General features: G+C 76.8%; 21 protein-coding genes. 9 read left to right on the top strand and 12 right to left on the bottom strand.

Annotated features, from left to right (window positions below; translation table 11 throughout):
• Positions 1–5 precede the first annotated feature (5 nt).
• From paaE to paaA, 5 genes are all read right to left on the bottom strand, one after another.
• Positions 6–1,082 carry a 1,2-phenylacetyl-CoA epoxidase subunit PaaE gene (paaE, locus tag ACI8AR_RS06915; RefSeq protein WP_457050335.1) on the bottom strand — a complete coding sequence of 359 codons (1,077 nt, stop codon included), beginning with the start codon at positions 1,080–1,082 and terminating at the stop codon, positions 6–8.
• Positions 1,083–1,583, bottom strand: a complete 501-nt coding sequence (gene paaD, locus ACI8AR_RS06910) for a 1,2-phenylacetyl-CoA epoxidase subunit PaaD (protein WP_457050334.1) — start codon at positions 1,581–1,583, stop codon at positions 1,083–1,085.
• Positions 1,584–1,591: 8 nt separating this feature from the next.
• Complete coding sequence (paaC, locus tag ACI8AR_RS06905; protein ID WP_457050333.1) at positions 1,592–2,503, bottom strand: 1,2-phenylacetyl-CoA epoxidase subunit PaaC; 912 nt, start codon at positions 2,501–2,503, stop codon at positions 1,592–1,594.
• 97 nt (positions 2,504–2,600) lie between these two features.
• Positions 2,601–2,969: a 1,2-phenylacetyl-CoA epoxidase subunit PaaB gene (paaB, locus tag ACI8AR_RS06900; protein WP_457050332.1), complete on the bottom strand. Its 369-nt coding sequence runs from the start codon at positions 2,967–2,969 to the stop codon at positions 2,601–2,603.
• Positions 2,966–3,919, bottom strand: coding sequence for a 1,2-phenylacetyl-CoA epoxidase subunit PaaA (gene paaA / locus ACI8AR_RS06895; protein WP_457050331.1), 954 nt, complete (start codon positions 3,917–3,919; stop codon positions 2,966–2,968). Before paaA ends, paaB begins: the two co-directional genes overlap by 4 nt.
• An 85-nt stretch (positions 3,920–4,004) precedes the next feature.
• Here paaA and paaK point away from each other — a divergent pair, with 85 nt between their 5' ends.
• Both paaK and ACI8AR_RS06885 read left to right on the top strand, forming a co-directional pair.
• The gene (gene paaK / locus ACI8AR_RS06890; protein WP_457050330.1) at positions 4,005–5,336 is read left to right on the top strand and encodes a phenylacetate--CoA ligase PaaK; all 1,332 of its coding nucleotides are present in this window, start codon (positions 4,005–4,007) and stop codon (positions 5,334–5,336) included.
• Positions 5,333–5,932, top strand: coding sequence for a TetR/AcrR family transcriptional regulator (locus ACI8AR_RS06885; protein ID WP_457050329.1), 600 nt, complete (start codon positions 5,333–5,335; stop codon positions 5,930–5,932). The genes paaK and ACI8AR_RS06885 overlap by 4 nt, the downstream gene beginning before the upstream one ends.
• 16 nt (positions 5,933–5,948) lie before the next feature.
• Here ACI8AR_RS06885 and ACI8AR_RS06880 read toward each other — a convergent pair whose 3' ends face one another.
• Entirely contained in the window at positions 5,949–6,113 is a 165-nt protein-coding gene (locus ACI8AR_RS06880; protein WP_456936343.1) for a hypothetical protein, read from the bottom strand.
• A gap of 134 nt (positions 6,114–6,247) precedes the next feature.
• Positions 6,248–7,474 (bottom strand): hypothetical protein, encoded by a 1,227-nt coding sequence (locus ACI8AR_RS06875; protein ID WP_457050328.1) that lies wholly within the window; start codon positions 7,472–7,474, stop codon positions 6,248–6,250.
• Between the two features lie 125 nt (positions 7,475–7,599).
• Between ACI8AR_RS06875 and ACI8AR_RS06870 the strand changes: the two genes are divergently transcribed.
• A complete protein-coding gene (locus ACI8AR_RS06870; protein WP_457050327.1) occupies positions 7,600–8,595 on the top strand; it encodes a site-specific integrase in 996 nt (331 codons plus the stop codon).
• An 84-nt stretch (positions 8,596–8,679) separates the two neighbouring features.
• On the opposite strand, the gene ACI8AR_RS06865 is transcribed toward ACI8AR_RS06870, so the two are convergent.
• Entirely contained in the window at positions 8,680–11,112 is a 2,433-nt protein-coding gene (locus ACI8AR_RS06865; RefSeq protein WP_457050326.1) for a lysylphosphatidylglycerol synthase domain-containing protein, read from the bottom strand.
• A 186-nt stretch (positions 11,113–11,298) separates the two neighbouring features.
• Here ACI8AR_RS06865 and ACI8AR_RS06860 point away from each other — a divergent pair, with 186 nt between their 5' ends.
• The 3 genes from ACI8AR_RS06860 (at position 11,299) to ACI8AR_RS06850 (ending at position 14,857) form a co-directional block, all read left to right on the top strand.
• Positions 11,299–11,703 carry a cupredoxin domain-containing protein gene (locus ACI8AR_RS06860; RefSeq protein ID WP_456927291.1) on the top strand — a complete coding sequence of 135 codons (405 nt, stop codon included), beginning with the start codon at positions 11,299–11,301 and terminating at the stop codon, positions 11,701–11,703.
• A 158-nt stretch (positions 11,704–11,861) separates the two neighbouring features.
• Complete coding sequence (locus ACI8AR_RS06855; RefSeq protein ID WP_457050325.1) at positions 11,862–13,502, top strand: FAD-dependent oxidoreductase; 1,641 nt, start codon at positions 11,862–11,864, stop codon at positions 13,500–13,502.
• Positions 13,499–14,857, top strand: a complete 1,359-nt coding sequence (locus ACI8AR_RS06850; RefSeq protein WP_457050324.1) for a sensor histidine kinase — start codon at positions 13,499–13,501, stop codon at positions 14,855–14,857. Before ACI8AR_RS06855 ends, ACI8AR_RS06850 begins: the two co-directional genes overlap by 4 nt.
• Before the next feature lie 7 nt (positions 14,858–14,864).
• On the opposite strand, the gene ACI8AR_RS06845 is transcribed toward ACI8AR_RS06850, so the two are convergent.
• Positions 14,865–18,119, bottom strand: a complete 3,255-nt coding sequence (locus ACI8AR_RS06845; protein WP_457050323.1) for an ATP-binding protein — start codon at positions 18,117–18,119, stop codon at positions 14,865–14,867.
• Positions 18,120–18,356: 237 nt separating this feature from the next.
• Here ACI8AR_RS06845 and ACI8AR_RS06840 point away from each other — a divergent pair, with 237 nt between their 5' ends.
• Both ACI8AR_RS06840 and ACI8AR_RS06835 read left to right on the top strand, forming a co-directional pair.
• Entirely contained in the window at positions 18,357–19,241 is an 885-nt protein-coding gene (locus ACI8AR_RS06840; RefSeq protein ID WP_457050322.1) for a hypothetical protein, read from the top strand.
• A gap of 14 nt (positions 19,242–19,255) precedes the next feature.
• The gene (locus ACI8AR_RS06835) at positions 19,256–20,344 is read left to right on the top strand and encodes a serine hydrolase domain-containing protein (RefSeq protein WP_457050321.1); all 1,089 of its coding nucleotides are present in this window, start codon (positions 19,256–19,258) and stop codon (positions 20,342–20,344) included.
• A 36-nt stretch (positions 20,345–20,380) separates the two neighbouring features.
• Here ACI8AR_RS06835 and ACI8AR_RS06830 read toward each other — a convergent pair whose 3' ends face one another.
• The 3 genes from ACI8AR_RS06830 to ACI8AR_RS06820 are packed head-to-tail and all read right to left on the bottom strand — an operon-like array spanning position 20,381 to position 23,708.
• Complete coding sequence (locus tag ACI8AR_RS06830) at positions 20,381–21,232, bottom strand: SDR family NAD(P)-dependent oxidoreductase (protein WP_457050320.1); 852 nt, start codon at positions 21,230–21,232, stop codon at positions 20,381–20,383.
• On the bottom strand, positions 21,229–22,203 hold the full coding sequence (locus ACI8AR_RS06825; RefSeq protein WP_457050319.1) for an alpha/beta fold hydrolase: 975 nt from the start codon (positions 22,201–22,203) through the stop codon (positions 21,229–21,231). The genes ACI8AR_RS06830 and ACI8AR_RS06825 overlap by 4 nt, the downstream gene beginning before the upstream one ends.
• Positions 22,200–23,708: a flavin-containing monooxygenase gene (locus tag ACI8AR_RS06820; RefSeq protein WP_457050318.1), complete on the bottom strand. Its 1,509-nt coding sequence runs from the start codon at positions 23,706–23,708 to the stop codon at positions 22,200–22,202. The genes ACI8AR_RS06825 and ACI8AR_RS06820 overlap by 4 nt, the downstream gene beginning before the upstream one ends.
• Before the next feature lie 102 nt (positions 23,709–23,810).
• On the opposite strand from ACI8AR_RS06820, the gene ACI8AR_RS06815 reads away from it, so the two are divergent.
• Positions 23,811–25,058: a PucR family transcriptional regulator gene (locus tag ACI8AR_RS06815; protein WP_457050317.1), complete on the top strand. Its 1,248-nt coding sequence runs from the start codon at positions 23,811–23,813 to the stop codon at positions 25,056–25,058.
• The last annotated feature ends 15 nt before the right edge of the window (positions 25,059–25,073 follow it).

Below are 25,073 nucleotides of genomic sequence, written 5' to 3'. Positions count from 1 at the left end.
GGGGGTCAGGCGTCGAAGTCGACGGTGACGGCGTCCGACCGCGGCAGCGACTGGCAGGTCAGGACGTAGCCGGCGTCGATCTCGGCGGGCTCCAGCGCGTAGTTCCGGCGCATCTCCACCTCGCCGTCGGTCACCCGTGCCCGGCAGGTGCCGCAGACGCCGCCCTTGCAGGCGAACGGCAGGTCCGAGCGCACCCGCTGCGCGGAGTCCAGGACGGGGACGTCGCGGGGCAGCGCCAGCGTCGTCGAGCGGCCGTCCAGCACCACGGTGACCTGTGCGCTCGGGCCCGTCACCGTCTCCTCGTCGCCGCGCACCGGCTCGGGCGGGACGTCGTCGACGTAGAACAGCTCCTGGTGCACCTTCTCGGCGGGGACGCCGAGCTCGGCCAGCAGCGCGCGCGCGTCGGTGACCATCCCGTGCGGGCCGCACAGCCACCAGTGGTCCACGTGCTCGGCGTCGACGAGCGCGCCGACCAGCGTGCGCAGCCGGTCGCCGTCGAGCCGGCCGCTGGTCAGCTCGGTGTCCCGCGGCTCGCGGGACAGCACGTGCACCAGCTGCAGCCGGGGGCCGAAGCGGTCCTTCAGGTCGGCGAGCTCGTCGGCGAACATCACCGTGTTGGTGCGCCGGTTGCCGTAGAACACGGTGACGGTCGACGCGCCGTCGCGCAGCACGGTGCTCGCGAGGCTCAGCGCCGGGGTGATCCCGGAGCCGGCGACGACGAACACGTGGTCGGCCGGCCGCGACAGGTCGGCGGTGAAGGTGCCCGACGGCGGCAGCACCTCGATCGCGTCGCCGGGCCGCACCTCGTGCACCAGCCAGGAGGAGAAGAAGCCGCCGGGCACCTCGCGGACGCCGACCCGCGGCGGGGCGCCCACCGGCGCGCAGATCGAGTAGGAGCGCCGCTCGTCGCGGTCGCCGTCGACCCGCCGCAGGGTGAGTGCCTGACCGGGGCGGAACGCGTAGTCCTCGGCGAGGTCCTCGGGGACGTCGAAGGTGACCGCGACCGCGTCGTCGGTGAGCCGCTCGACGCTCGCGACCCGGAGCGGGTGGAACCGCGGACGGCGGCGGGCCGGTGCGCTCACTCAGATCTCCTTCACGTGCTCGAACGGCTCGCCGCAGGCCCGGCAGCGGCGCAGCGCCTTGCACGCCGTCGCGCCGAACTCGCTGATCTCGACGGTGTCGGGGGAGCCGCACAGCGGGCAGGCCGCCGTCCGGCGGGTCGGGCCGAGCTGCAGCGGGATCGGCCCCTCGGGGCGGACCGGCGCCTTGCCTGGCGGCGCGATGCCGGCCGCGGCGAGTTTGCGGCGGCCCTCCTCGGTGATCCAGTCGGTGCTCCACGCGGGGGAGAGCACGGTGCGCACCTCGACGTCGTCGAACCCGGCCGCGTGCAGCGCGTGCAGCAGGTCCGCGCGCATGACGCCCATGGCGGGGCAGCCGGTGTAGGTCGGGGTGATGTCGACGACGACGGTGTCCTCGTGCACGCGGACGTCGCGCAGCACCCCGAGGTCGGCGAGCGTGAGCGTGGGCAGCTCCGGGTCGGTCACGGTCTCGGCGACCGCCCGCGGGTCGGCAGAAATGGCCATTCCTGCCGTCACCAGGTCGCCGCCGGGTGCTGCCGGGCGAGGCCCTGGAGGCCGGCGAGGAGCTCGGCCAGCTCGGGGCCGTGCTCGCCGACCCGGCCGCGTGGCGGCGCGTCGGCCGGCCAGGCGGGCACCGTCAGGGTCGCCCGCTGCAGCACGGTGGTGAGCACGCCGCGCACCTCGTCGCGGACGGCGGCCGGGTCGACGGCGACGCCCGCGGCGACCAGCCGGGCCTCGACGTCGGTGGCGGTGAACAGGTCCGCGAGGTGCGGCCACACCGCGTCGACGCCGGCCTGCGCGCGGCGGTGCGACTCGGCCGTCCCGTCGCCCAGGCGCAGCACCCAGCGGGCGGCGTGGTCGCGGTGGTAGGTCAGCTCGTGCACGCCCTTGGCGGCGATCGCGGCGAGCACCGGGTCGCGGGAGTCCCGCAGCCGGGCGAACACCGCCAGCCGGACGGCGGACGCCGCGAGCAGCCGGACCATCGTGCGCGCGAAGTCGCCGTTCTCCGCCGCGACCAGGCCGGTGCAGCGGAACTCGTCGGGGTCGCGGAAGTAGGCGAGCGCGTCCTCGTCGGGGATCGACGCGGTCGCCCGCTCGCGGGACCGGCCGTGGACGCCGGCCGACCCGGCGCGGGCCAGCAGCAGCCGGGCCTGGCCGAGCAGGTCCAGGCCGACGTTGCCGAACGCGACCTCCTCCTCGAGCTCGGGCGCGGCGGTGATCCACTGGGTCAGCCGCTGGGCGAGGACCAGCGCGTCGTCGCCGAGCATCAGGCAGTAGGCGCTCAGGTCGGCGGGGTCGACGCCGGCGGGGACGGTGGTGTCCACCCCGGCCAGCGGGTCGTCGAACCCGGTGCCGAACGCCCAGTGCCCGGCGTCGTCGTGCGCGTTGGTCAGCGCGTCGTAGACCGTCTCCTCGTGCCCCATGTCAACGGAACCTCTCGATGAGTTCGTGCCCAGCGGTCGGCCCCCTCTCAGGGCCCCGCCCGCGAGGGACGAGCGGGTGGGGGGAGAGGGGGTCCTTCTACATGTGGGGGACGTTCTCCGGGATCTCGTAGAACGTCGGGTGCCGGTAGACCTTGTCGCCGCTCGGGGCGAACATCGGGTCCTTCTCGTCCGGGCTGGACGCGGTGATGGCGGAGGCCCTGACGACCCAGATGCTCACGCCCTCGTTGCGCCGGGTGTAGAGGTCGCGGGCGGCGTGCACGGCCATCTCGTCGTCGGGGGCGTGCAGCGAGCCGACGTGCACGTGGTTGAGGCCGCGCTTGCCGCGCACGAACACCTCGTACAGCGGCCAGTCGCGACGGCTGACCGAGGGCACCGGCGTCGTCGGCACCTCCGGCCCGGTGGGGACCGCGCCGTGCCCGCCCTCGGCGGTCAGGTCGGTGCTCACGCGTGCTTCTCCGCGTACGCGGTGGCCGCCTCGGTCACCCACGCGTTGTCGTCGCGGGCGGCGCGGCGGCGGGCGATCCGGACGGCGTTCATCGGCCCCTCCCCGCCGATCACCCGCTTGAGCTCCGACCAGTCGATCGGGCCGTACCGCCAGTGCCCGCTCTCCTCGTCGAAGGCCAGGTCGGGGTCGGGCAGCGTGACGCCGAGGACCTGCGCCTGCGGCACCGTCATGTCCACGAACCGCTGGCGCAGCTCGTCGTTGGTGTGCCGCTTGATGCCCCACGCCATCGACTGCGCGGTGTTGGGGCTGTCGTCGTCGGGCGGGCCGAACATCATCAGCGAGGGCCACCACCACCGGTCGACGGCGTCCTGCACCATCGCCCGCTGCTCGTCGGTGCCGCGCATCATCGTCATCAGCAGCTCGTAGCCCTGCCGCTGGTGGAACGACTCCTCCTTGCAGATGCGGATCATCGCCCGGGCGTAGGGCCCGTAGGAGGAGCGGCACAGCGGCACCTGGTTGCAGATCGCCGCGCCGTCGACCAGCCAGCCGATCACGCCGACGTCGGCGTAGGTCAGCGTCGGGTAGTTGAAGATCGAGCTGTACTTCTGCTTCCGCTCGATCAGCTTGTCGGTGAGGTCGGCCCGGTCGGCGCCGAGCGTCTCGGCCGCCGAGTACAGGTACATCCCGTGGCCGGCCTCGTCCTGCACCTTGGCCAGCAGGATCGCCTTGCGGCGCAGGCTCGGTGCGGCGAGCAGCCAGTCGCCCTCGGGCTGCATCCCGATGATCTCCGAGTGCGCGTGCTGGGCGATCTGGCGCACCAGCGTCCTGCGGTAGCCCTCCGGCATCCAGTCGCGCGGCTCGATCCGCCGGTCGGCGGCGATCGTCGCCTCGAACTGCTCCTGCAGGGCGGTCTCGTCGACGGCGGCGCGGTCCACGACGGGTGCGGCCATGGCCTTCCTCCCATTTACTGACCGAGCGGTCAGGAATAGTGTGACCCACGGCACCGGGAGAGACAAGCGCGGAACGAGGACGGCGATGACGACCACGACGGCGCAGCGGCTGGGCGAGGCACCGGACCCGGCGACCCTGGACCCCGCCGAGCGGATGGGGATCGACGAGCTGCGGGCGCTGCAAATCGAGCGGCTGCGGTGGTCGCTGCGGCACGCGTACGACAACGTGCCCCACTACCGCCGCGCCTTCGACGCCGCCGGCGTCCACCCCGACGACTGCCGGGAGCTCGCCGACCTGGCCCGCTTCCCGACGACGAGCAAGGCCGACCTGCGCGAGAACTACCCGTTCGGCATGTTCGCCGTCCCACGCGAGCAGGTGCGCCGCGTGCACGCCTCGTCCGGCACGACCGGGAAGCCGACCGTCGTCGGCTACACCGAGCGCGACCTCGCGACCTGGGCCGCGGTCATGGCCCGCTCCATCCGCGCCGCCGGCGGCCGGCCCGGCGACGTGCTGCACAACGCCTACGGCTACGGCCTGTTCACCGGCGGCCTCGGCGCCCACTACGGCGCGGAGGCGCTGGGCTGCACCGTCGTCCCGGTCTCCGGCGGCATGACGCCGCGCCAGGTCCAGCTGATCACCGACTTCGCGCCCCGGGTGGTCATGGTGACGCCCAGCTACATGCTCACCGTCGTCGACGAGTTCGAGAAGCAGGGGCTGGACCCGCGGGCCTCCAGCCTGGAGATCGGCATCTTCGGCGCCGAGCCGTGGACCGAGCAGATGCGCCGCGAGATGGAGGAGCGCCTGGACATCCACGCCGTCGACATCTACGGGCTGTCCGAGGTGATGGGGCCCGGTGTCGCGCAGGAGTGCGTGGAGACCAAGGACGGCCTGCACGTGTGGGAGGACCACTTCTACCCGGAGGTCATCGACCCGGTCACCGGCGAGGTGCTGCCCGAGGGCGAGGAGGGCGAGCTGGTGTTCACCTCGCTCACCAAGGAGGCCGTGCCGGTCGTCCGCTACCGCACCCGCGACCTCACCCGGCTGCTGCCCGGGACGGCGCGGCCGGGCATGCGGCGGATGCAGAAGGTCACCGGCCGCACCGACGACATGGTGATCCTGCGCGGGGTGAACCTGTTCCCCACCCAGATCGAGGAGGTCGTGCTGCGGACGCCCGGCCTGTCGCCGCACTTCGCCCTCGAGCTGGTCACCCGCGGCCGGATGGACCACCTGGTCTGCCGGGTGGAGGCGCGGCCGGACTGCCCGCCCGAGCGGCGGGAGCCCGCGGCCGCGGAGGTCGCGACGGGCGTCAAGGACACCGTGGGCTGCACCATCGAGGTGCTCGTCGTCGACCCGGAGACGCTGCCGCGCTCGATGGGCAAACTGCAGCGCATGACCGACAACCGCGACCGCCCGTGACCGACGCGCGGGTCCGCCGGGGCCGCCCCGGGCACTCGCTGGACTCACTGCTCGACGTCGCGGTCGCGGTGTTCAACGAGCGCGGCTACGACGCCACCAGCATGGACGAGCTGGCCGGCCGGCTCGGGGTCACCAAGTCGGCGATCTACCACCACGTGCCCGGCAAGGTCGAGCTGCTGCGGCTGGCGCTGGACCGGGCGCTGGACGCGCTGTTCGCCGTCACCGGGGAGCCCGGCGCGCGCACCGGCCGGGCGATCGACCGACTCGAGCACGTCGTGCGCGGGTCGGTGCGGGTGCTGGCCGCCGAGCTGCCGTTCGTCACCCTGCTGCTGCGGGTGCGCGGCAACTCCCCGGTCGAGCACGCAGCGCTGCAGCGCCGCCGGGAGTTCGACGCGATCGTCACCGACCTGGTGCGCGCCGCGGAGGAGGAGGGCGACGTGCGTCCCGACGTCGACCCCGCCGTCACCAGCCGGCTGCTGTTCGGCACCGTCAACTCGCTGACCGAGTGGTACCGGCCCGGCGGCAGCCTGTCCCCCGACGCGCTGGCCGACGCGCTGGTCAGGACGACGTTCGAGGGCCTGCGCGCCCGTCCCTGACGGGCGCGCGCGGGCCTCAGCCCTCGCCGCCGAGCTCGGCGTACTCCCAGTCCGCCAGCAGGCGCCGGTCCTCCTCGAGGTCGGCGGGCTCGTCCACGGGCGGCCGGACGGCGACGTCGGCCGTCGGCCCCGCGGGGGCCTGCAGCGCGGTCGGGTCCGGGTACGGCCACTGGTCGCTCATGGCGGGGTTCCCTCGGTCGCCGCCCGGCGGGACCGCCGGGACGGAGGTGGAGGCCGGGTGTTCGGCCGGGGGAGCGGGGCCGGGACGCGGGCTCCCCGACGACACCTGCCCGCGCGGCCCCGTGCCCCGGGAGGCTACGCGCGGTCGGGCCCCGGCGCTCCGGACCGAGGTCCCTGGTCGCCGCCGTCCCGCCCGGCGAGACGGGCACGCAGGTCCTCCACCTCGGCGGTCAGCCCGCCGACGCGCTCCGCGGCCTCCCGTGCCGCGGCCTCGGCCTCCCCGGCGCGGCGGGTGGCGGCCTCGGCCCGCTCCGCGCTGCGCGCCGCCCCGGTCAGCGCCTCGCGCAGGCCCTGCTCGGCCGCGGCCGCGCGGTCGGCCGCCTCCCGCGCGAGGGTCCGGGCGTCCTGCTCGGCGCGCCGGGCGGCGTCCCGGTCCCGCTCGGCGTCGCGGGTCTGCTCCCGGGCGGCCGCCGCCTCGTCGCGCGCCTCGTCCCGGGCGGCCGCCGCCTCGTCGCGCTCCCGCGTCCGCGCCGCCAGGTCCGCGGTGAGGGTGCGCTCGGTGACGTCCCACCGGGCGCGGGCCTCGACGAGCGCGTCGTGCTCCCGGGCGGCGTCCGCGCGGGCCCGCCGCCCGTCCTCCCGCGCCGCCGCGGCGTCCCGCTCGGCGGCCCGCTGCCGGTCCGCGGCCTCCTCGGCCTCCCGCCGGGCGGCGTCGCGCTCCTCGCCGGCCCGGTCGCGCCCCGCCTCCGCCTCCGCCCGGGCGGTCTCCGCCCCCCGGCGTGCCGCGTCCGCCTCCGCGACCCGGCGCGCAGCCTCCGCCTCCGCGGCGGCGACCCGGTCCCCGGCATCGGCGTGGGCGGCCGCGGCGTCCCGCTCGGCCGCCTGCCGCGCCTCCTCGGCGTCGGCGCGCTGCGCCTCGGCGGCGCGGACGCGCTCCTCGGCGTCGAGGCGGGCGGCGTGCGCGGCGTCGACGTCGGCCGAGGCGCGGGCGAGCCGGGCCTCCACGGACGACTCGTCGCGGTACTGCTCCAGCGCCTCGGTCGCGGCGGCGAGCAGCGCGGCCTGCGCCTCGGCCGTCCGGGCCGCCTCCCGGGTGGCGTCGGCCCAGCGGCCCACCAGCTGCCGGACCCGGCCCTCGGGCGGCAGGTCCTGGACGAGGGCGGCGGTGGTCGCCGCCAGCCGGGCGGCCGCCGAACCGGCCGCCCGGGCGCGGGCCTGCCGCGCCGACTCGGGGTTGTGGTCGGGCCGCTCGCAGAACCGGGGCGATGGGCCGCTGCGCCCGGGGGTGCGCGGCCGGGGCGGTGCCGGACAGCCGGGATAGGCGCACGTGGGGGCGGCCGACTCCGCGGGAGGCTCCGTCATGTTCGGCGACGATAGATGGGCGGCACCCATTCATGTATCCAAGACGGTGAAGAGATCGGCAGCACCACTTCTGAGAAGCCCCTACTCTGCGAAGTGAAATCCGGCGGCGGACGGAGGTGCCCGGCATGGCCGTCCCGGCCGGTCCGCGCCCGGAGGAGCAGGGTGGCGTCGTCCCGGCGACGGACCTGACCGCGGTCGGCACCTACCTCGCCGCGTCCCTGGCCGAGAGCACCCGCACGGCCTACGCCCGCGACCTCGCCGCCTGGGCCGACTGGTGCCGCAGCCGGTCGCTGCCGTCCGCGCTGCCGGCCGACCCGCTGGCCGTCGCCGCCTGGCTCGCCGCGATGGCCGACGCCGGGCACAGCCCGCGCTACGTGGCCCGTCGGCTGTCCGCGCTCAACGACGCCTCCCGCACCGCCGGGCACCCCCCGCCCGGGGACAGCGAGGGGGTGCGCCGCACGCTGAGCGGCATCCGCCGCACCGCCGCCCGCGCCGGCGTCCGGCCGCGGCGGGCCCGCGCGCTGGACACCGCGACCGTCCGGGCGCTGGTCGAGGACCTGCCCGACACCCTCGCCGGCGTCCGGGACCGGGCGCTGGTCCTCGTCGGCTACGCCCTGGGCCTGCGCGCCTCCGACCTGGTCGGGCTGCGGATCGAGGACCTCGGCCCGGCCGGGCACGGCGGCCTCGACGTCCTGCTGCGCTACTCCAAGACCGACCAGGAGGGCGCGGGGGAGACCCTCGCCCTCGCGCCGGGCGTGCGCGCGGCCACCTGCCCGGTCCGCGCCGTCCGGGCCTGGCAGGCCGCCCTGGCGGAGCAGGGCGTCACCTCCGGCCCGCTGTTCCGATCGGTGGGCAAGGGGCGGACCCCGCGGCTGGGCGCCGGCGCGCTGACCACCCGCAGCGTCGACCTGGTCCTGGAGCGCGCCGCCGAGCGCGCCGGGGTGCCCACCGAGGGGCTGTCCCCCCACTCGCTGCGCCGCGGCTTCGCCACCACCGCCTACGCCCGCGGCGTGCCGGAGAAGGAGATCAGCCGCACCGGCCGGTGGCGGTCGCTGGTCGTCCGCACCTACGACGACTCCAGCCGCTGGGCCGACCCCGCCTCCGGCGCGCTCGGCCTCTGAGGGGCTCGGCCTCTGAGGGGCTCGGCCTCTGAAGGGCTCGGCCACTGAGGGGCTCGACCTCTCAGGGGCTCGGCCTCTCAGGGGCTACACCTCGTGGTGCCGCCGGAGCCAGGCGAAGGCGGCCCAGCCGGGCAGGATCGGCAGCCAGAAGGTGGCGATCCGGTAGAGGAACACCGCGGGGACGGCGACCGTGTGGTCCATCCCGACCCCGACGAGCCCCGCGATGAGCGCGGCCTCGAGGGCGCCCAGCCCGCCCGGCGTCGGCGCGGCCGCGGCGACGGCGGCGCCGGCGAGGTAGACCGCGCCCACGGCGACCGGGCCCACGTCGCCGCCCAGCGCCCGCGTGGACAGGTAGAGGCAGGACAGGTAGCCGAGCGTCGTCAGTGCCGACCCGCCCAGCAGCAGCACCACCCGGCCGGGGCCGCGCAGCGCGCCGGTCAGGCCGTGGACCGAGCGGCGCAGCGGCGGCACCAGCCGCGCGGCCGTGAACCGCCGGACGGCCGGGACCGCGGCGGCGACGACGGTCACCGCGAGCACCGCGAGGGCGCCCCACACGACGGCCGGCGACTCCACCGGCCGGGCCAGGTCGGGCAGCGACCGGCCGGCCCAGATCCCGAACACCAGCAGCAGCACCACGTGGACGACGGTCCCGGCCGCGTAGCTGAGCCCCACGCCGGACGAGGCGACCGCGACGTCGAGGCCGCACCGCTGCAGGTAGCGCACGTTCAGCGCCATCCCGCCCAGCCCGGCCGGCACCAGCCGGCCGGCGAACGAGGAGGCCAGCTGGGCGAGGAGCGTCGGGAGCGGCCGCAGCCGCGCGGCCACCGCCCCCGCCAGGCTCGCCGCGGCGCCCACGTAGGTCAGCAGCGACGCCGCGAGGACCGGCGGCACCCACGCCCAGTCGGCGTCCCGCACGCGCTCGGCCATGCCGGCGACGTCGCCGAGCTGGGGGAGGAGCAGGTAGCAGGCCAGGGCGAGCACGCCGACGACGAGCAGCGTCCGGGGCCGGACGCGCTCCAGGTCCGCCAGCCGGGGCTCGGGGACGCCGCACCGCTCGCTGACCGCGGCGCGCAGCCGGGCCGCCAGGCGCCGGTCGCGCCGGAGCGCGTCGCGGGTGGCGCCGCTGAGCGAGTCCGGCTGCAGCCGGGGCAGCGCCGCGGCCACCGCCTCCGGCCCCAGCACGGCGACCGCGGTGTCCACGGCCGGCTCCACCCCGGCCTGCAGCGCGAGGGCGACGAGCAGCTGGGCCACGTCCGCGTCGAGCAGCGCGGGCGCCGCGGCGACCTCGCTGAACCCCCAGTCGATCAGCCACGGCGTGCCCGACGGGTCGAGCAGCACGTTGGCCCGGCGCAGGTCGCGGTGGGCCACGCCGTGCCGGCGCAGCACCGCCACCTGCTCCCAGACGCCGCGCAGCACCCGCTCGGTCACGGCCGCGTCGGGCACGCGGTCCAGGGTGGCGCCGTCGACGAGGTCGTAGGACAGCAGCCACGAGTCGCGCCCGACGGGGGCGATCGCGCGGAGGCGGGGGGTCCGGCCGCCGGCGTCGTGGACCAGCAGCGACACCATCGCCTCGTGCTCCACGGTGCGGCGCAGCGAGGAGAACGGCCGCTCGTCGCCGACGTCCTTCAGCCGGAGGAACCGGTAGGCGCGGAACAGCAGGTCCGCCGCCCGGTTCTCCGCCCCCATCACCTTGGCGAACACGCGGTCCCCGTCGCGCAGCCGCGCGGTCCAGGGCACCGAGCCGCGGGCGTCGACCGCGGCCGGCGCCACCTCCACCGGCTCCAGCCCGCTGCCGGCCAGGGCCGCGGCGACGGCGCCCCGCGTCGGGCGGGCCACGGGACGGCCGAACGCCAGCAGGGTCGCGGAGCCGGCCGCGGCGCCCAGCGCCAGCGACACGGCGAGGGTGGCCGGGAACGCCCGGGGCGCGAGGAGCTGCAGCAGCGCGGTGACCGCGAGGACCAGCGCCCCGGCCCGCCGCCACCGCCGGGACACGAACGGCGCCAGCACCACGAACGACGCCGCGACGACGGCCGGCCCGTCCGCCCCGAGCGCGCCGCGCAGGTCCCCCGGCTCCCCGCCCAGGGCCCACGCCGCCGCGCGGGCCAGGACGACCGCGGCGGCGCCGCCGGCGAGCAGGTAGCCGAACAGCCGGGGCCGGCGGAGCAGCAGCGGGGCGGTCCCGGCCGCGGCCAGCGAGACCACCACCAGCACGGTCACCGCCCCGGTCAGGGACCGTTCCAGGGCCGGGGCGGCCGCGGCCAGCCGCGCCACCAGGTCGGCGTCGAGCGCGGCCGCGGCCTCGCGCGACCACGCGGCGACCAGGACCAGCAGCAGCGCGACCGGGGTGAGGACCGCGGTGCGCAGGACGTCGCTGGGGGACCGCTCGTAGCCGGTGACCTCCTCCTCGGAGGGGTCCGCGCCCCGGAGCGCGGGCGGCGCGGCCGCCGGCACCGGGCGAGGCGCCTCCGCCACCGGCGCCGCCGGGCCGCCCGTCCGGGGCGCTCCGGGACCGGGCATCGCTGGCTCCTCCGCACGTCGGGGCAGGGCTCGCGGCGGGCCACAGTGTGGCCCGCCGCGCGGGCGCGGGGACCGGACGGCGACGTCCCCTCGGACGGGCGCGGGCGTACTACCGTTCCCCTGCTGCGGCACCACGTCGGGACGCAGGACCGCCCCGGTGCCGGAGCGGGGTGCCGGGTGATGGCGATGAGGACTCCAGCAGCAGCTCCCCTGGCGGTGCTCCTCCTGGTGGCCGCGTGCGGCGGCTCCGGGGGCGACGACGCGGAGGCCGCGGCCACCACGGTGGCCGGCGCGCCGACGCTGCAGGGCAGCGTCGGGACCGAGGACTCGCCGGACGCCTTCGAGATCGCCCTGGTCGACGAGGACGGCGCGCCGGTGACCGAGCTGCCCGCCGGCGAGTACAACGTCGTCGTCACCGACCACAGCGACGTCCACGACTTCCACCTCGACGGCGGGGACGGCGCGGTCGACGAGAAGACCGGCGTGCTCGGCACCGGCGAGACCGTCTGGGTCCTCGACCTCCAGCCGGGCGAGTACCGCTACCTGTGCGATCCGCACCCGAGCATGAACGGCACGTTCACCGTCACCTGACCGGACGGCAGGAGCGCTGTTCGGGCCCCCCGTGATCCTCCTAGACTCCGCGCCCAACGGCCGCCAGCCACTCCACCGGGAGGTGGGCCCGTGGACGCCCCGTCCGGCCCGGTCACCAGCCGCCGCGTGCACGCCCCACCGGTCCCGCGGGACGAGCCGTGAGCCGCCCCGCCCTGCTCGCCGTCGACGACGACGGCCCGGTGCTCGCCGCGGTCGAGCGGGACCTGCGGGAGCGCTACGGCGAGCAGTACCAGGTGTACGCGGCGTCCTCCGGGGACCAGGCGCTGGACCTGCTGCGCCGGCTGCGACTGCGCGAGGAGCCGGTGGCGCTGCTCCTGGTCGACCAGCGGATGCCCGGGATGAGCGGCGTCGAGCTGCTGGCCGCCAGCCGGCGGCTGTACCCGGACGCCCGGCGGGTGCTGCTCACCGCCTACGCCGACACCGACGCCGCCATCAAGGCGATCAACGACGCCGACGTCCAGCACTACCTGCTCAAGCCCTGGGACCCGCCGGAGGACCGGCTCTACCCGGTGCTCGACGACCTGCTGCAGACCTGGCGCCGGCCGCCGCCGGTGGCCAACCTGCGCCTGGTCGGCGACCGCTGGTCGCAGGCCAGCCACGCGGTCCGCGAGTTCCTCACCCGCAACCTGGTGCCCTACCGGTGGCTCGACGTCGAGACCGACCCGCAGGCCCGCGAGCTGCTCGAGGTGGCCGGCATCGACGCCGGCTCGCTGCCGGCCCTCGTGCTCGACGACGGCGAGGTGCTGGTGCAGCCGGACCTGCACGAGGTCGGCGCGCGGATCGGGCTGCGGGCGCGGGCCGAGCGCGCCGCCTACGACCTCGTGGTGGTGGGCGCCGGGCCGGCCGGGCTGGCCGCCGCGGTGTACGGCGCCTCCGAGGGCCTGGCCACGCTGGTCCTGGAGAGCAACGCGCCCGGCGGGCAGGCCGGCACGAGCAGCCGGATCGAGAACTACCTCGGCTTCCCGGTCGGGCTCTCCGGCGCCGACCTCACGCTGCGGGCCCGCGAGCAGGCCGTCCGCTTCGGCGCGGAGATCCTGGTGCCGGCGGAGGTGGTCGGCGTGCGCCGGGCCGACCCGTACACGGTGGTGCGCCTGGACGACGGCGGCGAGGTCAGCGCCGGCTCGCTGATCGTCGCCACCGGCGTCGAGTACCGCACCCTCGACGTCCCCGGCGCCGCCGGGCTCACCGGCGTCGGCGTCTACTACGGCGCCGGGCGGGCCGAGGGCGTGGACCACGCGGGCGGCCACGTGTTCGTCATCGGCGCGGGCAACTCGGCCGGGCAGGCCGCGCTGTTCCTCTCCACGTTCGCCTCGTCGGTGACGCTGCTGGTCCGGGGCGGGGACCTGGCCACCTCCATGTCGCGCTACCTGGTCGACCGGCTGGCCGCCTCGGAGAAGGTCGCGGTCGAGTACCACACGGAGGTGACCGGCGCGCTGGGCACGCGGCGGCTGGAGGGCCTGCGGCTGCGGACCGGGACGGAGGAGCGCGAGGTCGCCGCCGACGCGCTGTTCGTCTTCATCGGGCAGGCGCCGCGCACCGCGTGGCTGGACGGCCTGGTCCGCCGCGACGACGGGGGGTTCGTGCTCACCGGCATGGACGTCGGCACCTGGGCGCCGGAGTGGCCGCTGTCGACCCCGCCGCTGCCGCTGGAGACGTCGGTGCCGGGGGTGTTCGCCGCCGGCGACGTGCGGCACGGGTCGGGCAACCGGATCGCCGCGGCCGTGGGGGAGGGCGCGATGGCGGTCCGCTTCGCCCACCAGCGGCTGGGCGCCCGGTGATCCGCACGGTCCCCGGCGCCGCGGACGCGGACGTCGCCGCGGCGCTGCGGCGCTCGCGGCTGTTCGAGCACCTCCCGGAGGAGGACCTCGCCGCCCTGGCCGACGCCAGCCGCGGCGTCGACCTGGCCGCGGGGGAGGTGCTCATGGCCGAGGGCTCGCCGCCGGAGGCCATGTACGTGGTGCTGGAGGGCGACCTCGAGGTCAGCCGGGAGGTCGGCGGCTCCGAGGTGCTGCTCAACGTGTGCAGCGCCGGCGACCTGGTCGGCGAGCTCGGCCTCGCGCACCGCCGGCCGCGCTCGGCCACCGTGCGGGCGCGGACCCCCAGCCGCGTCCAGCGGATCGGCGCCGACGCGCTCGACCGGCTGCTCACCCACCCCGCGTCGGCCCGGGCGATGCTGCTGGCCGCCACCCGGCGGCTGGACCGCGAGGAGGGCCTGGTCCGCCAGCACGAGCGGATGGCCGCGCTCGGCGCCCTGTCGGCGGGCCTGCTGCACGAGCTCAACAACCCGGCGGCCGCCGTCCAGCGCGGCGTCGCCCGGCTGCGGGCCCTGCTGTCCGGCGACGACGACCCCGACGCCCCGCTGCGCGCGCTCGCCGGCGCGGTGCCCGTCCCGGACGACCCGCTGGCGCGCGGGGACGCCGAGCGGGCGCTCGCCGACGTCCTCGCCGCGGGGGGCGTCGACCGCGGCTGGGCCGTCGCCCCCGACCTGGTGCGGCTGGGCGTGGACCCGGCGGGCCTGGCCGGCGCGCTGGCCGCGCTGCCGGCCGCCGGGCGCGGCCGGGCGGTGCGCGGGCTGGCCCGCTCGGCCGAGGTCGCCGCCCTGCTGGAGGAGGTCTCGGCCGGCGCCGACCAGCTGTCCCGGATCGTCTCCGGGGTGCGCCCGCTGGCCTACTCCTCCGACCAGTCGCTGGCCGACGTCGACGTGCACGCGAGCCTGGAGCAGGCGCTGGTGCTGCTGCGCCACGCGGTGCCCCCCGGCGTCCGGGTGGTCGTGGACCTCGACCCGCGGCCGCAGACGGTGCAGGGCTGGGCCGCGGACCTGGCGCTGGTGTGGACCAACCTGCTCGACAACGCGCTCGCCGCGGTGGACCCGGACGGCACCGTGACGGTGCGGACCCGCGGGGAGGACGACGCCGTGGTGGTCGACGTGGAGGACACCGGTCCGCCGGTGCCCCCGGAGGTGCTCGCGCGCGCGTTCGACCCGTTCTTCACCACCAAGCCGGTCGGCCAGGGCACCGGGCTGGGCCTGGCGACGTCGCTGGCGGTGGTCGCCCAGAAGCACCGCGGCCGGCTGACGCTGACCTCCGAGGACGGCGTGACCCGCGCGCGGGTGGTGCTGCCGCGCCGCCGCTGAGCGCCGGTCAGCCGGCCGGCAGCGCGTCCGCCGCGGCCGTCTCGGGGATCGCCGTCGTGGCCGGCAGGTCCGCGCGCGCCTCCGCGACGAAGGTCCGCCAGTCCTCCGGCCGGACCTCCGCCGGCAGGCGGGCGAGGTCGAGGGCGGCGCGCAGCCGGGACAGCCGGGCGCCCTGCGCCGTCGCGATCCACAGCGCCTCGGTCAGGTCGGCCGCCGCCCGGGCGGGGTCGCCGCCGCGGGCGAGCGTGGACCGGGCCCGCTGACGCAGCAGCTCCGGCAGGTGGAGGTCCTCGCCGCTGTCCCGGGCCGCGGCGAACGCCGCGGCCAGGTGCTCGTCGGCCCGGCCCGGCTCGCCGGCCTCCTCGTCCAGCCGGGCGAGGAGAGCCAGGTGGCAGGCGACGAAGGCCCGCTGGCCGATGAGCGCCAGGGCCGCGAGGGACTCCTCGAGGAACTCCCGGTCCGGTGCGCCGCCGGGGGTGCCGGTGGCCGCCCAGGCCGAACCGAGCGCCGTCCACAGGGCGTAACCGTGCTCCCGGCCGATGGCGACGGCCTCCTGACCCAGGCGCCGGGCCTCCCCGTCGTCGCCGAGCAGACGACGGACCCAGGCGCCCCAGGCCACCCGGGCGAAGGCGCGGCTGTACGGACCGTGGGGAGGACCGAGCGCCTCGGCCGCCCGGACGGCCTGCTGCTGCACGCGCTCACCCTCGTCCACCTCGCCGCGCGCGGTGAGCACGGCGGCGAGGGCGGCGGCCACGCCGGAGACCGGGTCGTTGGGCAGCGGCCAGATCGGGGAGACCGGTCGCCCGGCGGGCCGGGCGGCGAAGCCGGCCAGCGCCTGCTCCAGGTGCTCCTGGGCCGTGACCAGGTGCCCCCGGTAGAACTCGTGGACGCCCGTGACCGCGTCCAGCTCCGGCCCGAAGCCGGCGAACGCGGGCTCGCGGACCATGGCGGTGAGCTGGTCGAGCACGCCGCGACCGGTGGTCAGCCGGCCGCTGGTGAGCCAGTACGCCCACAACGCGATCAGCGCGGGCAGCGCCTCCGGGCGCCCGAGCCGGGTGGCGAGCTCCTGGGCCCGCCGGTAGTCGGCCTCCACCTCGGGATCCGCATAACCCCGCATCGCGCTCCTGGACAGGCCGCGCAGCATCCGGGCGCCCAGCTCGGCCAGATCGCGCTCCTCGGACGGAGGCAGGGGCGCCACGAGCTCCAGCTCCCGGGAGAGCAGCCGCACCGCCTCGGCGTGGGCGCCCTGGGCCTGCTCGGCCTGCGCGGCCTCGACGTAGCGGCCCGCTGCGGGCATCGCCGCACCGGCCAGGTCCAGGTGCTGGGCGATCAGTGCCGGCTCGGCACCGCGCGCGGCCAGCGCCTCGGCCACGGCGGCGTGCGTCCGGCGCCGCACGTCGAGGACCTGGGTCTCGTAGGCGGCGTCGCGCATCAGCGCGTGCCGGAACCGGTAGGCGCCCGTCGCCAGCCCCGCCGGCTCGACGACGCCGAGGTCGGCGAGCACCGTCATCTGCTCGGCCACGACGTCCGGGTCGCCCACCGCCGCGGCGACGGTCGCCGGGTCGAAGGTGGGCCCGATCGTGGCGGCGGCCTGGACCACCCGCAGGTCGACCCCGGGCGCCTTGAGCCGCCAGGTCAGCAGCTCCTGCAGCCGCAGCGGGATCGGCTCGGCCCGCCGCGCCTCGATGCCGGAGCGGGTCAGCTCCTCGACGAACAGCGGGATCCCCTCGGCGTGGTCGACGATCGCCGACCGCACCGCGGCGTCGAGCTCCCGGCCGGCCGTCAGGTTGCCGACCAGCCGGCCGGCGGCCCGGTCGTCGAGCCGGCCGAGCGGGAGCACGCGGGCGGCGTCCCGCCACGGGACGACGGCCTCGTCGCGGCTGGTGGCGAGCAGGAGCAGGCCGGGCGGCCGCCGCGCGGCGACACGGCCCAGCAGGTCGACGGTCGAGGGGTCGGCCCAGTGCAGGTCCTCGGCCACGAGCAGGTGCGGCCGGCGGACGGCGGCCGCGGCCATCCAGTCGACGAGCCGGTCGAGGGTCTCGTCGAGGAGGGCGCCCGGGTCCAGCTCGGGTGCCGGGAACTCCGGCGTCGGGGGCAGCCCGGCCAGCGGGCCGATCAGCGGGACGACGGCCGCCGGGTCCAACCCGAGGGACTCCAGGTGCGCGACCAGCGGGCGCAGCCGGTCCCCGCCCTCGCCGGCCCGGCTCACCAGGCGCTCGATCATCCGCGCGATCGGCCACAGCGACACGTTGGCGTGGTAGGGCAGGCAGGCGGCGCCGACCACCCGGCCGCCGCTGGCCTCCACCCGGTCGAGGACCTCCGCCGCCAGCCGCGACTTGCCGATGCCCGGCTCGCCGACGACGAGGAACGCCGCGCCGGTGTCGCCCCGCCGCACGGCGTCCCACGCGCCCAGCAGGCGGGCGCGGGGCTCGTCCCGGCCGACCAGCCCGGCCTTGCGGTACCGCTCGGACTGGAAGCGGGCCGCGGCGTAGCGGGGGCGGTCGACGCGGAACACCTCGACCGGCCGGCTGATCCCCTTGAGCGCGCGCTCGCCCAGGGACTGCAGGTAGAAGTCGGCGTCGACCAGCTGCTGGGTGACGTCGCTGATGACGACCGTGCCGGGGTCGGCGGTCTGCTGGACCCGCGCGGCGAGGTTGGGCACCAGGCCGACGACGGAGTCCCGCTCGGCGACGGCGCCGTCGTCGACCAGGTCGGTGACCACCACCCGGCCGGTGTGGATCCCGACCCGGACGTCGAGGGCCACGCCGAACCGGTCGGTCAGCCGCGCCCGGGCGTCGTGCAGCGCCACCACCAGGTCCAGGCCCGCGAGCACCGCCCGCCGGGCGTCGTCCTCGTGCGGGACCGGGTGGCCGAAGCCGGCCAGGATGCCGTCGCCGGAGTAGTGCATGAGGGTGCCGCCGTACCGGTCGACGGCCTCGCGCGCCGCCGCGCGGTAGAAGGCGAACAGGTCCCGCAGCTGCTCGGGCTCGACCTGCTCGGACAGCAGCGTGGACCCGACCAGGTCCGAGAACAGCAGGGTCATGAGGGCCCGCTCGCCGGCCGGGCCGACCTGGCGGCGGGCCACCCGCTGCAGGACGAGCGCGGCGCGCCGGTTGTCGGGGTCGACCGCGCGCACCTCCTCGGCCGTGGTACGCGCGGGCTCGAGGTCGCCGGCGGCCAGCGACGCCTCGGCGGCGGTGAGCAGCCGCTCCAGCAGGCGCGCGAGCCGGGTCTCGGCCGAGAGCGCCACCCCGGCGGTCACGCCCGGCCGCCCGGGGGACCGGGGAGCGGTGGCGTCATCGGGATCCGCCTCGCTGCACGCGTCGAGCATCGCTGGGTGGAGCACTGCCGGGTCGAGCATCGGCAGGATGGCCCGCCGCGCCGTAGAGGCGTAGGTCCCGAGGGCGGTACCGGACGGGGACGGAAGTCCGGTGACAGTCCCCGGCGCCGGTGCTCCAATGGGGCGCGCACGGGGGCGGAGCGACCACGGAGGTCCGCGGTGGACCCTGCCCCCCCGGCCGTGCGGCGGCCTGCGACCGGGCGGCGCGAGCTGCTGCCGGCCATGCGGGCGCTGCTGCTGGCCTTCAGCGTCCTCACCGCGCTCGGCTTCGTCGCGCTGTTCGTCCTGTCGACGCGGACCAGCGAGAGCTTCGCGTGGACCATCGAGCCGCCGGCGACCGCGGCCTTCCTCGGCGCGGGCTACGCGGCCGGCTTCACCCTGGTGGTGCTGTCGTTGCGCGACCCGGTGTGGGCGCACAGCCGGGTGCCGGTGCTCACCATCCTGGTGTTCACCGTGCTCACGCTGGTCGCCACGCTGGTGCACGTCGACCGGTTCCACTTCCAGGCCGAGTTCGCCGCGGCGCCGGCCCTCGCCCGCGGCGCCGCCTGGTTCTGGACCGCCGTCTACGTGGTCATCCCGCTGGCGATGCTCGTCGTCCTGCCGGTCCAGGAGCGGGCGCCGGGCACCGACCCCCCGCGGACCCGGCCGGTGCCGGTCGTGCTGCGGGCGGCGCTGGCGGTGGAGTCGGTGGTCCTGCTGGCCGTGGGTGCCGCGATCTCGGTCGCCCCGTCGTCGGCGACGACGCTGTGGCCCTGGACGCTCACCCCGCTCACCGCCCGGGTGGTGGGCGCCTGGCTGGTCGCCTTCGGCGTCGCCACCGCGCTGGCCGCGCTGGCCGGGGACCTCGAACGGCTGCGCACCGCGGCGATCGCCTACACCGTGTTCGGTGTCCTGGAACTCGTGGTCGTCCTGCTGCACCGCGGCGACGTCGCGTGGGACCGGCCGGCTGCCTGGCTGTACGTCGCCGTCGCGGCCGCGATCGCGCTCACCGGCGCGACCGGCTGGCGCCTGGCCCCGCCACCCCGGGGGCTCCACCACTCCTGAGGGTCGTGGCCCTCGTGGCCGCTGCCGGGCTCCTCGCGGCGTGCACCTCCTCCGCGGGTGGCGACGGGGACGAGGCCGCACCGGCGACGGCGGCCGCACTCGAGGAGCAGGTCGCCCGCAGCGACGCGCTGCTCGAGGAGGTCCTCACCGCCGACGAGCCGGGCTGCTCCGCGGCGGTCGGGGTCGACGGCGAGGTGGTCTGGGCGGCGGCCCGGGGCCTGGCCGACACGGGAACGGGGCGTCCGCTCACCACGGAGACCACCTTCGACGTCGCGTCGGTGGGCAAGCAGTTCACCGCCACGGCCGTGCTCCTGCTCGAGCAGGACGGCGTCCTGTCGCTGGAGGACCCCGTCTCCCGGTGGCTGCCGGACCTCCCCGCATGGGCGGACGGGATCACCCTCGACCAGCTGGTGCACCACACCAGCGGCATCCCCGACTACCTCACCGACTTCGAGTCGGCCGGGATCGCGCTGACCGACCGGACGACGCAGGAGCAGGCGGTCGCGGCGATCGCCGCCCACCCGGAGCTGCCGACGACGGAGGGCTTCGCCTACTCCAACTCGAACTACGTGCTGCTGGCCGAGGTGGTCCGGGTCGCGTCCGGGCAGCCGTTCGCGGAGTTCCTCCGCAGTCGCGTCTTCGAGCCCCTCGGCCTCACCCTCGCGGTCGACCCCTCCGCGTCCTCCCCGGACGCCACCGACCCGGCCTCGGCGCGCGGCCACGTCAAGGACACCGCCACCGGACCGTGGCGGCCGGCCGGCTCGCGGTTCGAGCAGGTCGGCGACGGCGCCGTCCGGGCGACGCCGTCGGAGCTGGTGCGCTGGGCCGACGAGTACCGCACCGGCCGGCTCGGGGGCGAGGCCCTGCTCGCGGCCCGGCTCGCCGACCCCGCCCCGGTCAACACGGCGCGGGACTACGCCGCGGGGGTCTTCGTCACGCGGGCCGGGGACCTCGAGCACGGCGGCAGCTGGGCCGGGTTCCGCAGCGCCTTCCGCGTCTCGGCGGACCGGCACACCGCGGTGGCGGTCACCTGCAACGGCGAGGAGCCGGGCGTGACCGACCTCGACCGGATCTGGCGGGTCCTGCCCGGCGTGTGGCTCTGAGCCCCGGCCGCCGGGCGGCGGCCGGGGCCCCGGGCCTCAGGCGCGGCCGAACAGCTTCCGGTCGTACCAGGCGGACAGCACCGGGTACCGGGCCGGCAGCAGCCGGACCAGCCGGTCGACCAGGACGGCGTCCTTCCCGACCCGCACCCGCGGCTTCCCCGCCTCGACGCCGTCGACGACGATCCGCGCCGCCTGCTCGGCGGGCATCGTCAGCAGCTTCTCGTTGTAGACGCGGTTGCGGGTCAGCTCCGCGGGGGAGAGCTCGAGGCCCTGCGCCTGCGCCTCGGCCACCGTCGCCGACGCGATGTTGGTCTTGACCCCGCCCGGGTGGACGACGGTGACCTGCACCGGGTGCCCGCCGGCGATCATCTCGGTGCGCACCACCTCGGTGAACCCGCGGACGGCGAACTTGCTCGCGCAGTACGCCGACAGCGTGGGCTGGGCCATGAACCCGTTGAGGCTGGAGACGTTGACGACGTGGCCGTCGCCGGAGGCGATCAGGTGCGGCAGGAACGCCTTGGTGCCGTTGATGACGCCGTACAGGTTGACCCCGAGCGTGCGGTCGTAGGTCTCCCAGTCGGTGTCGAGCACCGAGCGGCCGCCGCCGGAGATGCCGGCGTTGTTGTAGACCTGGTGCACCACGCCGAAGTGCGCGGCCACCGCGTCGGCGTAGGCGACGACGGCCGCCCGGTCGCTGACGTCGAGCCGCGCGGTGTGCACCTCCGCGCCCAGCGCCTTCGCCCGGTCGGCGGTCTGGCCCAGGCCCAGCTCGTCGACGTCGGACAGCGCCAGCCGCGCCCCCCGCTTGGCCAGCTCGAAGGCCAGCTGCCGGCCGATGCCGGACCCGGCGCCGGTGACGACGGCGACCTTGCCGCGCACGCTGCTCATCGGTTCTCTCCCGTCAGGTGGGCGCCCGCTCCGCGGGCGGTGTCACTGCGGCCCGCTCCGCGGGCGAGGTCGGTGGTGAGCTCGACGAGCCGGTCGACGACGCCCGGCGCGAGGTGGTGGCCCATGCCGGGGATCTCGACGTGCCGGGCGCCGGCGATCGCGTCCGCGGTGGCCCGCCCGCCGCTGGGGTGGACCATCCGGTCGACGTCGCCGTGGACGACCAGCGTCGGCGCGGTGATCCGCGCCAGGTCGGCGGTGCGGTCGCCCGTGGCCTGGATGGCGCCGATCTGGCGGGCCACCTCCCGCGAGCGGTCGCCGCCGCCGCGCTCCCACACCGCGGCCGCCCAGGCGCGCTCGAGGTCGTCGTCGGGCGGGAAGCCGGGGCCGCCGATGTGGCCGAGCATCGCCAGGTGCCGCTCGACCGACTCCTCGACGGTGCGCGGCGCGGCCGTCGCCAGCCGCAGGACCGTGGAGCGGGCCGGCTGCCCGACCCGGCGCGACCCGGTGGTCGAGAAGATCGAGGTCAGGCTGGCCACCCGGTGCGGGTGCCGGGCCGCGACCACCTGGGCGATCATCCCGCCCATCGACATGCCGACCAGGTGCACGCGGCCGAGGCCGAGGGCGTCGAGGACGCCGACGGTGTCGGCGGCCATGTCGGTGAGGTCGTAGGCGTCCGGCCGGGGCCGGGCCAGCAGCTGCCGCGCGCGGCCCGGCGGCGGGGTGGCGATCCGGCCCGACCGGCCGGCGTCGCGGTTGTCCAGCCGGACCACGCGGAAGCCGCGGCCGGTGAACCCGTCGACCATCCGCCGCGGCCACGAGGTCAGGTCCAGGCCGAGCCCGGCGACCAGCACCAGCGGCTCGCCGTCGTCCGGGCCGTCGACGCGGTAGCAGATCCGCGGGCCGGCCGGCAGGTCGGCGAAGCGGTCCTCCGCGGCGGCCGCCGGACGGGCCGGCGCCTCGGCGGCGGTCACGCGGGCACCGCCTCGGCGGCGGTCACGCGGTCGGCCGCCCGGGTGAGCCGGAGCTCGGGGTCGACGACGCTGTCGGCCCGGAGCAGCTTGACGTCGGAGTGGTAGTCCATCGAGGTCAGCCACGGCATCCGGTCGCCCTGCCGCGGCAGCCGGCCGACGGCGCGCTGGATGTAGCCGGCGGCGAAGTCGAGGAAGGGCCGGGTGGGCATGTCCGGGTCGGCGAGCACCGGCCGCGCGGTGTCCAGGCCGCGCTCGTCCATGTGCCGCAGCAGCCGGACGAAGTGCTCGCAGAGCAGGCCGACCTTCAGCGTCCAGGACGAGTTGGTGTAGCCGATCGCGTAGGCGAGGTTCGGCACCCCGGACAGCATCATGCCCTTGTAGGAGACCGTCTCTGACAGCGTCACCGGCGCGCCGTCGACGGTGATCGCGACCCCGCCGAAGGCCTGCACGTTCAGCCCGGTCGCGGTCACGATCACGTCGGCGTCCAGGTGCCGCCCGGAGGCGAGCTGGATGCCGGTCTCGTCGAAGGCGACGACCCGGTCGGTGACGACGTCGGCCCGGCCCTCGCGGATGGCGCGGAACAGGTCGCCGTTCGGCACGGCGCACAGCCGCTGGTCCCACGGGTCGTACGGCGGGTTGAAGTGCGTGTCGACGTCGAAGCCCTCGGGCAGCTGCTTGGTGTTGACCCAGCGGATGACCTTGCGGGCGGCCTTCGGGTGCTTCTGGCAGAAGCTCCAGATCGCGCGCTGCTGGGCGATGTTCTTGCGGCGGGTCAGCGCGTAGCCGCGCTCGTCGCCGAACCACTTCCGCAGCAGCGCGGCCACCTTGTCCTCGCGCGGCACCGGCAGCACGTAGCTGGGGGTGCGCTGCAGCATCGTCACCGACGCGGCCGTGCCGGCGATGGCCGGCACGATCGTCACGGCGGTGGCGCCGGAACCGACGACGACGACCCGCTTGCCGGTGAGGTCGAGGTCCTCGGGCCAGGCCTGCGGGTGCACGATCTCGCCGCGGAAGCGGTCGCGGCCCTCGAAGACGGGGGTGAAGCCCTCGTCGTAGCGGTAGTAGCCGCCGGCGCAGAACACCCAGCCGGCGGTCAGCTGCAGCCGCTCACCGGTGTCGGTGCGCTCGACGTCGACCGTCCAGCGGGCGTCCTCGCTGGACCACGCCACCGCCAGCACCCGGTGGTGGTAGCGGATCTTCTCGTCCAGGCCGTTCTCGGTGGCGGTCTCCCGCAGGTAGGCCAGGATCTTCGGGGCGTCGGCGATCGACTGGCGGTCCCGCCACGGCTTGAACTCGTAGCCGAAGGTGGACAGGTCCGAGTCCGAGCGGATGCCGGGGTAGCGGAACAGGTCCCACGTGCCGCCGGAGGCGCCGCGCGCCTCGAGGATCGCGAAGCTCTTCGCGGGCAGCTCGGTGGTCAGGTACCGGCCGGCGCCGATGCCGGAGATCCCGGCGCCGACGATCAGCACGTCGAGGTGCTCGACCGGCGTCTGCGTGGTGGTCAATGCGGTGCTCCGTCCTCGGGACACGGGTGCAGCGGCCTACGAGACTGCGTGGTCCCGGTCACCCGGTGCAACGACGAACTGCACCGTCCCGATACTGGAGCGGTGCAGAGTGCTCCAGGGAGCGTCGAGTGGCCGGCCGTCTCGCCCCGCACGCGGGAGCTGTTCCGCCGGGGCGCGGAGGTGGCGCTGGACCCCCGCGCCGACTGGATCGAGGAGCTGCACCGCGCGTCGCTGGGCACCGAGCGGATGCGCCCGGTCGCCGAGGACCCCGTGCTCGCCGCCGCCACCCGCCGGGCCAACCTCGCGAACCTGCTGCACTGGGCGGCGGCCAACGTGCAGCACCCCGGCCGGCGGGTGCCGGCCAACACCGGCGGGGAGGTGCTGGACACCGCCCGCGACCTGGTCCGCCGCGGCCTGGACCAGAGCGGGCTGGACGCCTACCGGACGGCGCAGGGCGTGGCCTGGCGGCGGTGGATGGAGATCTGCTTCGAGCTGACCGGCGACCCGGCCGAGCTGCGCGAGCTGCTCGACGTCTCGGCGCTGTCGATCACCACGTTCATCGACGACACGGTCGCGGCGCTGTCCGAGCGGATGGCCGCCGAGCGGGCCGAGCTCACCCGCGGCGCGCACGCCGAGCGCCGGGCCACGGTCACCCTGCTGCTGGAGGGCGCGCCGATCGGCCGGGCCCGCGCGGAGGCGCAGCTGGGCTACGGGCTGACCGGGCCGCACACCGCCGCCGTCGTGTGGACCGGGTCGGGCAGCGCCGCGCCGGGCCAGCTGGAGGCCGCCGCGGAGGCGGTGATGCGCGCGGCGGGCGCGACCCGGCGGCTGACCGTCGTCGCCAGCGCGGCCGCGCTGTGGGTGTGGCTGCCGGTGGGCACCGCGCCGCGGGCGGCGGAGCTGGCCGGGCCGCTGGCCGCGCACCCCGACGTCCGGGTGGCGGTGGGCCGGCCGGGGCACGACGTCGACGGGTTCCGCCGCAGCCACCTCGACGCGGCGACGGCGCAGCGGATGCTGGCGCGGCTGACCTCCCCGCAGCAGGTGGCCCGCTTCGAGGACGTGCAGCTGGTGTCGCTGCTGACCACCGAGCCGACCCAGCTCGAGGAGTTCCTGGCCGGCACGCTCGGCCGGCTGGCGACCGCCGACGCCGACACCCGCCAGGCGGTGCTGACCTACGTGCGGGAGCTGGGCAACGCCTCCCGCACCGCCGAGCGGCTGTACACCCACCGCAACACCGTGCTGCGCCGGCTGGCCCGCGCCGACCAGCTGCTGCCCCGGCCGCTGGCCGAGAACGTCCTCGGCGTGGCCGCCGCGCTGGAGGTGCTGCGCTGGCGCGGAGCGGCGGACTGACGGGATGCGGACGAC

It is taken from the genome of Geodermatophilus sp. SYSU D01036, assembly GCF_054050435.1.
The sequence above is the reverse complement of the archived record's forward strand: the minus strand, read 5'-3'. Positions and strand labels throughout refer to the sequence as shown.

Bases quoted from the DNA above. Each gene is read 5' to 3' on its own strand.
- paaC (WP_457050333.1), bottom strand. From the start codon at position 2,503: ATGGGGCACGAGGAGACGGTCTACGACGCGCTGACCAACGCGCACGAC.
- ACI8AR_RS06875 (WP_457050328.1), bottom strand. From the start codon at position 7,474: ATGACGGAGCCTCCCGCGGAGTCGGCCGCCCCCACGTGCGCCTATCCC.
- ACI8AR_RS06860 (WP_456927291.1), top strand. From the start codon at position 11,299: ATGAGGACTCCAGCAGCAGCTCCCCTGGCGGTGCTCCTCCTGGTGGCC.
- ACI8AR_RS06865 (WP_457050326.1), bottom strand. From the start codon at position 11,112: ATGCCCGGTCCCGGAGCGCCCCGGACGGGCGGCCCGGCGGCGCCGGTG.
- ACI8AR_RS06880 (WP_456936343.1), bottom strand. From the start codon at position 6,113: ATGAGCGACCAGTGGCCGTACCCGGACCCGACCGCGCTGCAGGCCCCC.
- ACI8AR_RS06870 (WP_457050327.1), top strand. From the start codon at position 7,600: ATGGCCGTCCCGGCCGGTCCGCGCCCGGAGGAGCAGGGTGGCGTCGTC.
- paaA (WP_457050331.1), bottom strand. From the start codon at position 3,919: ATGGCCGCACCCGTCGTGGACCGCGCCGCCGTCGACGAGACCGCCCTG.
- paaK (WP_457050330.1), top strand. From the start codon at position 4,005: ATGACGACCACGACGGCGCAGCGGCTGGGCGAGGCACCGGACCCGGCG.
- paaD (WP_457050334.1), bottom strand. From the start codon at position 1,583: ATGGCCATTTCTGCCGACCCGCGGGCGGTCGCCGAGACCGTGACCGAC.
- ACI8AR_RS06830 (WP_457050320.1), bottom strand. From the start codon at position 21,232: ATGAGCAGCGTGCGCGGCAAGGTCGCCGTCGTCACCGGCGCCGGGTCC.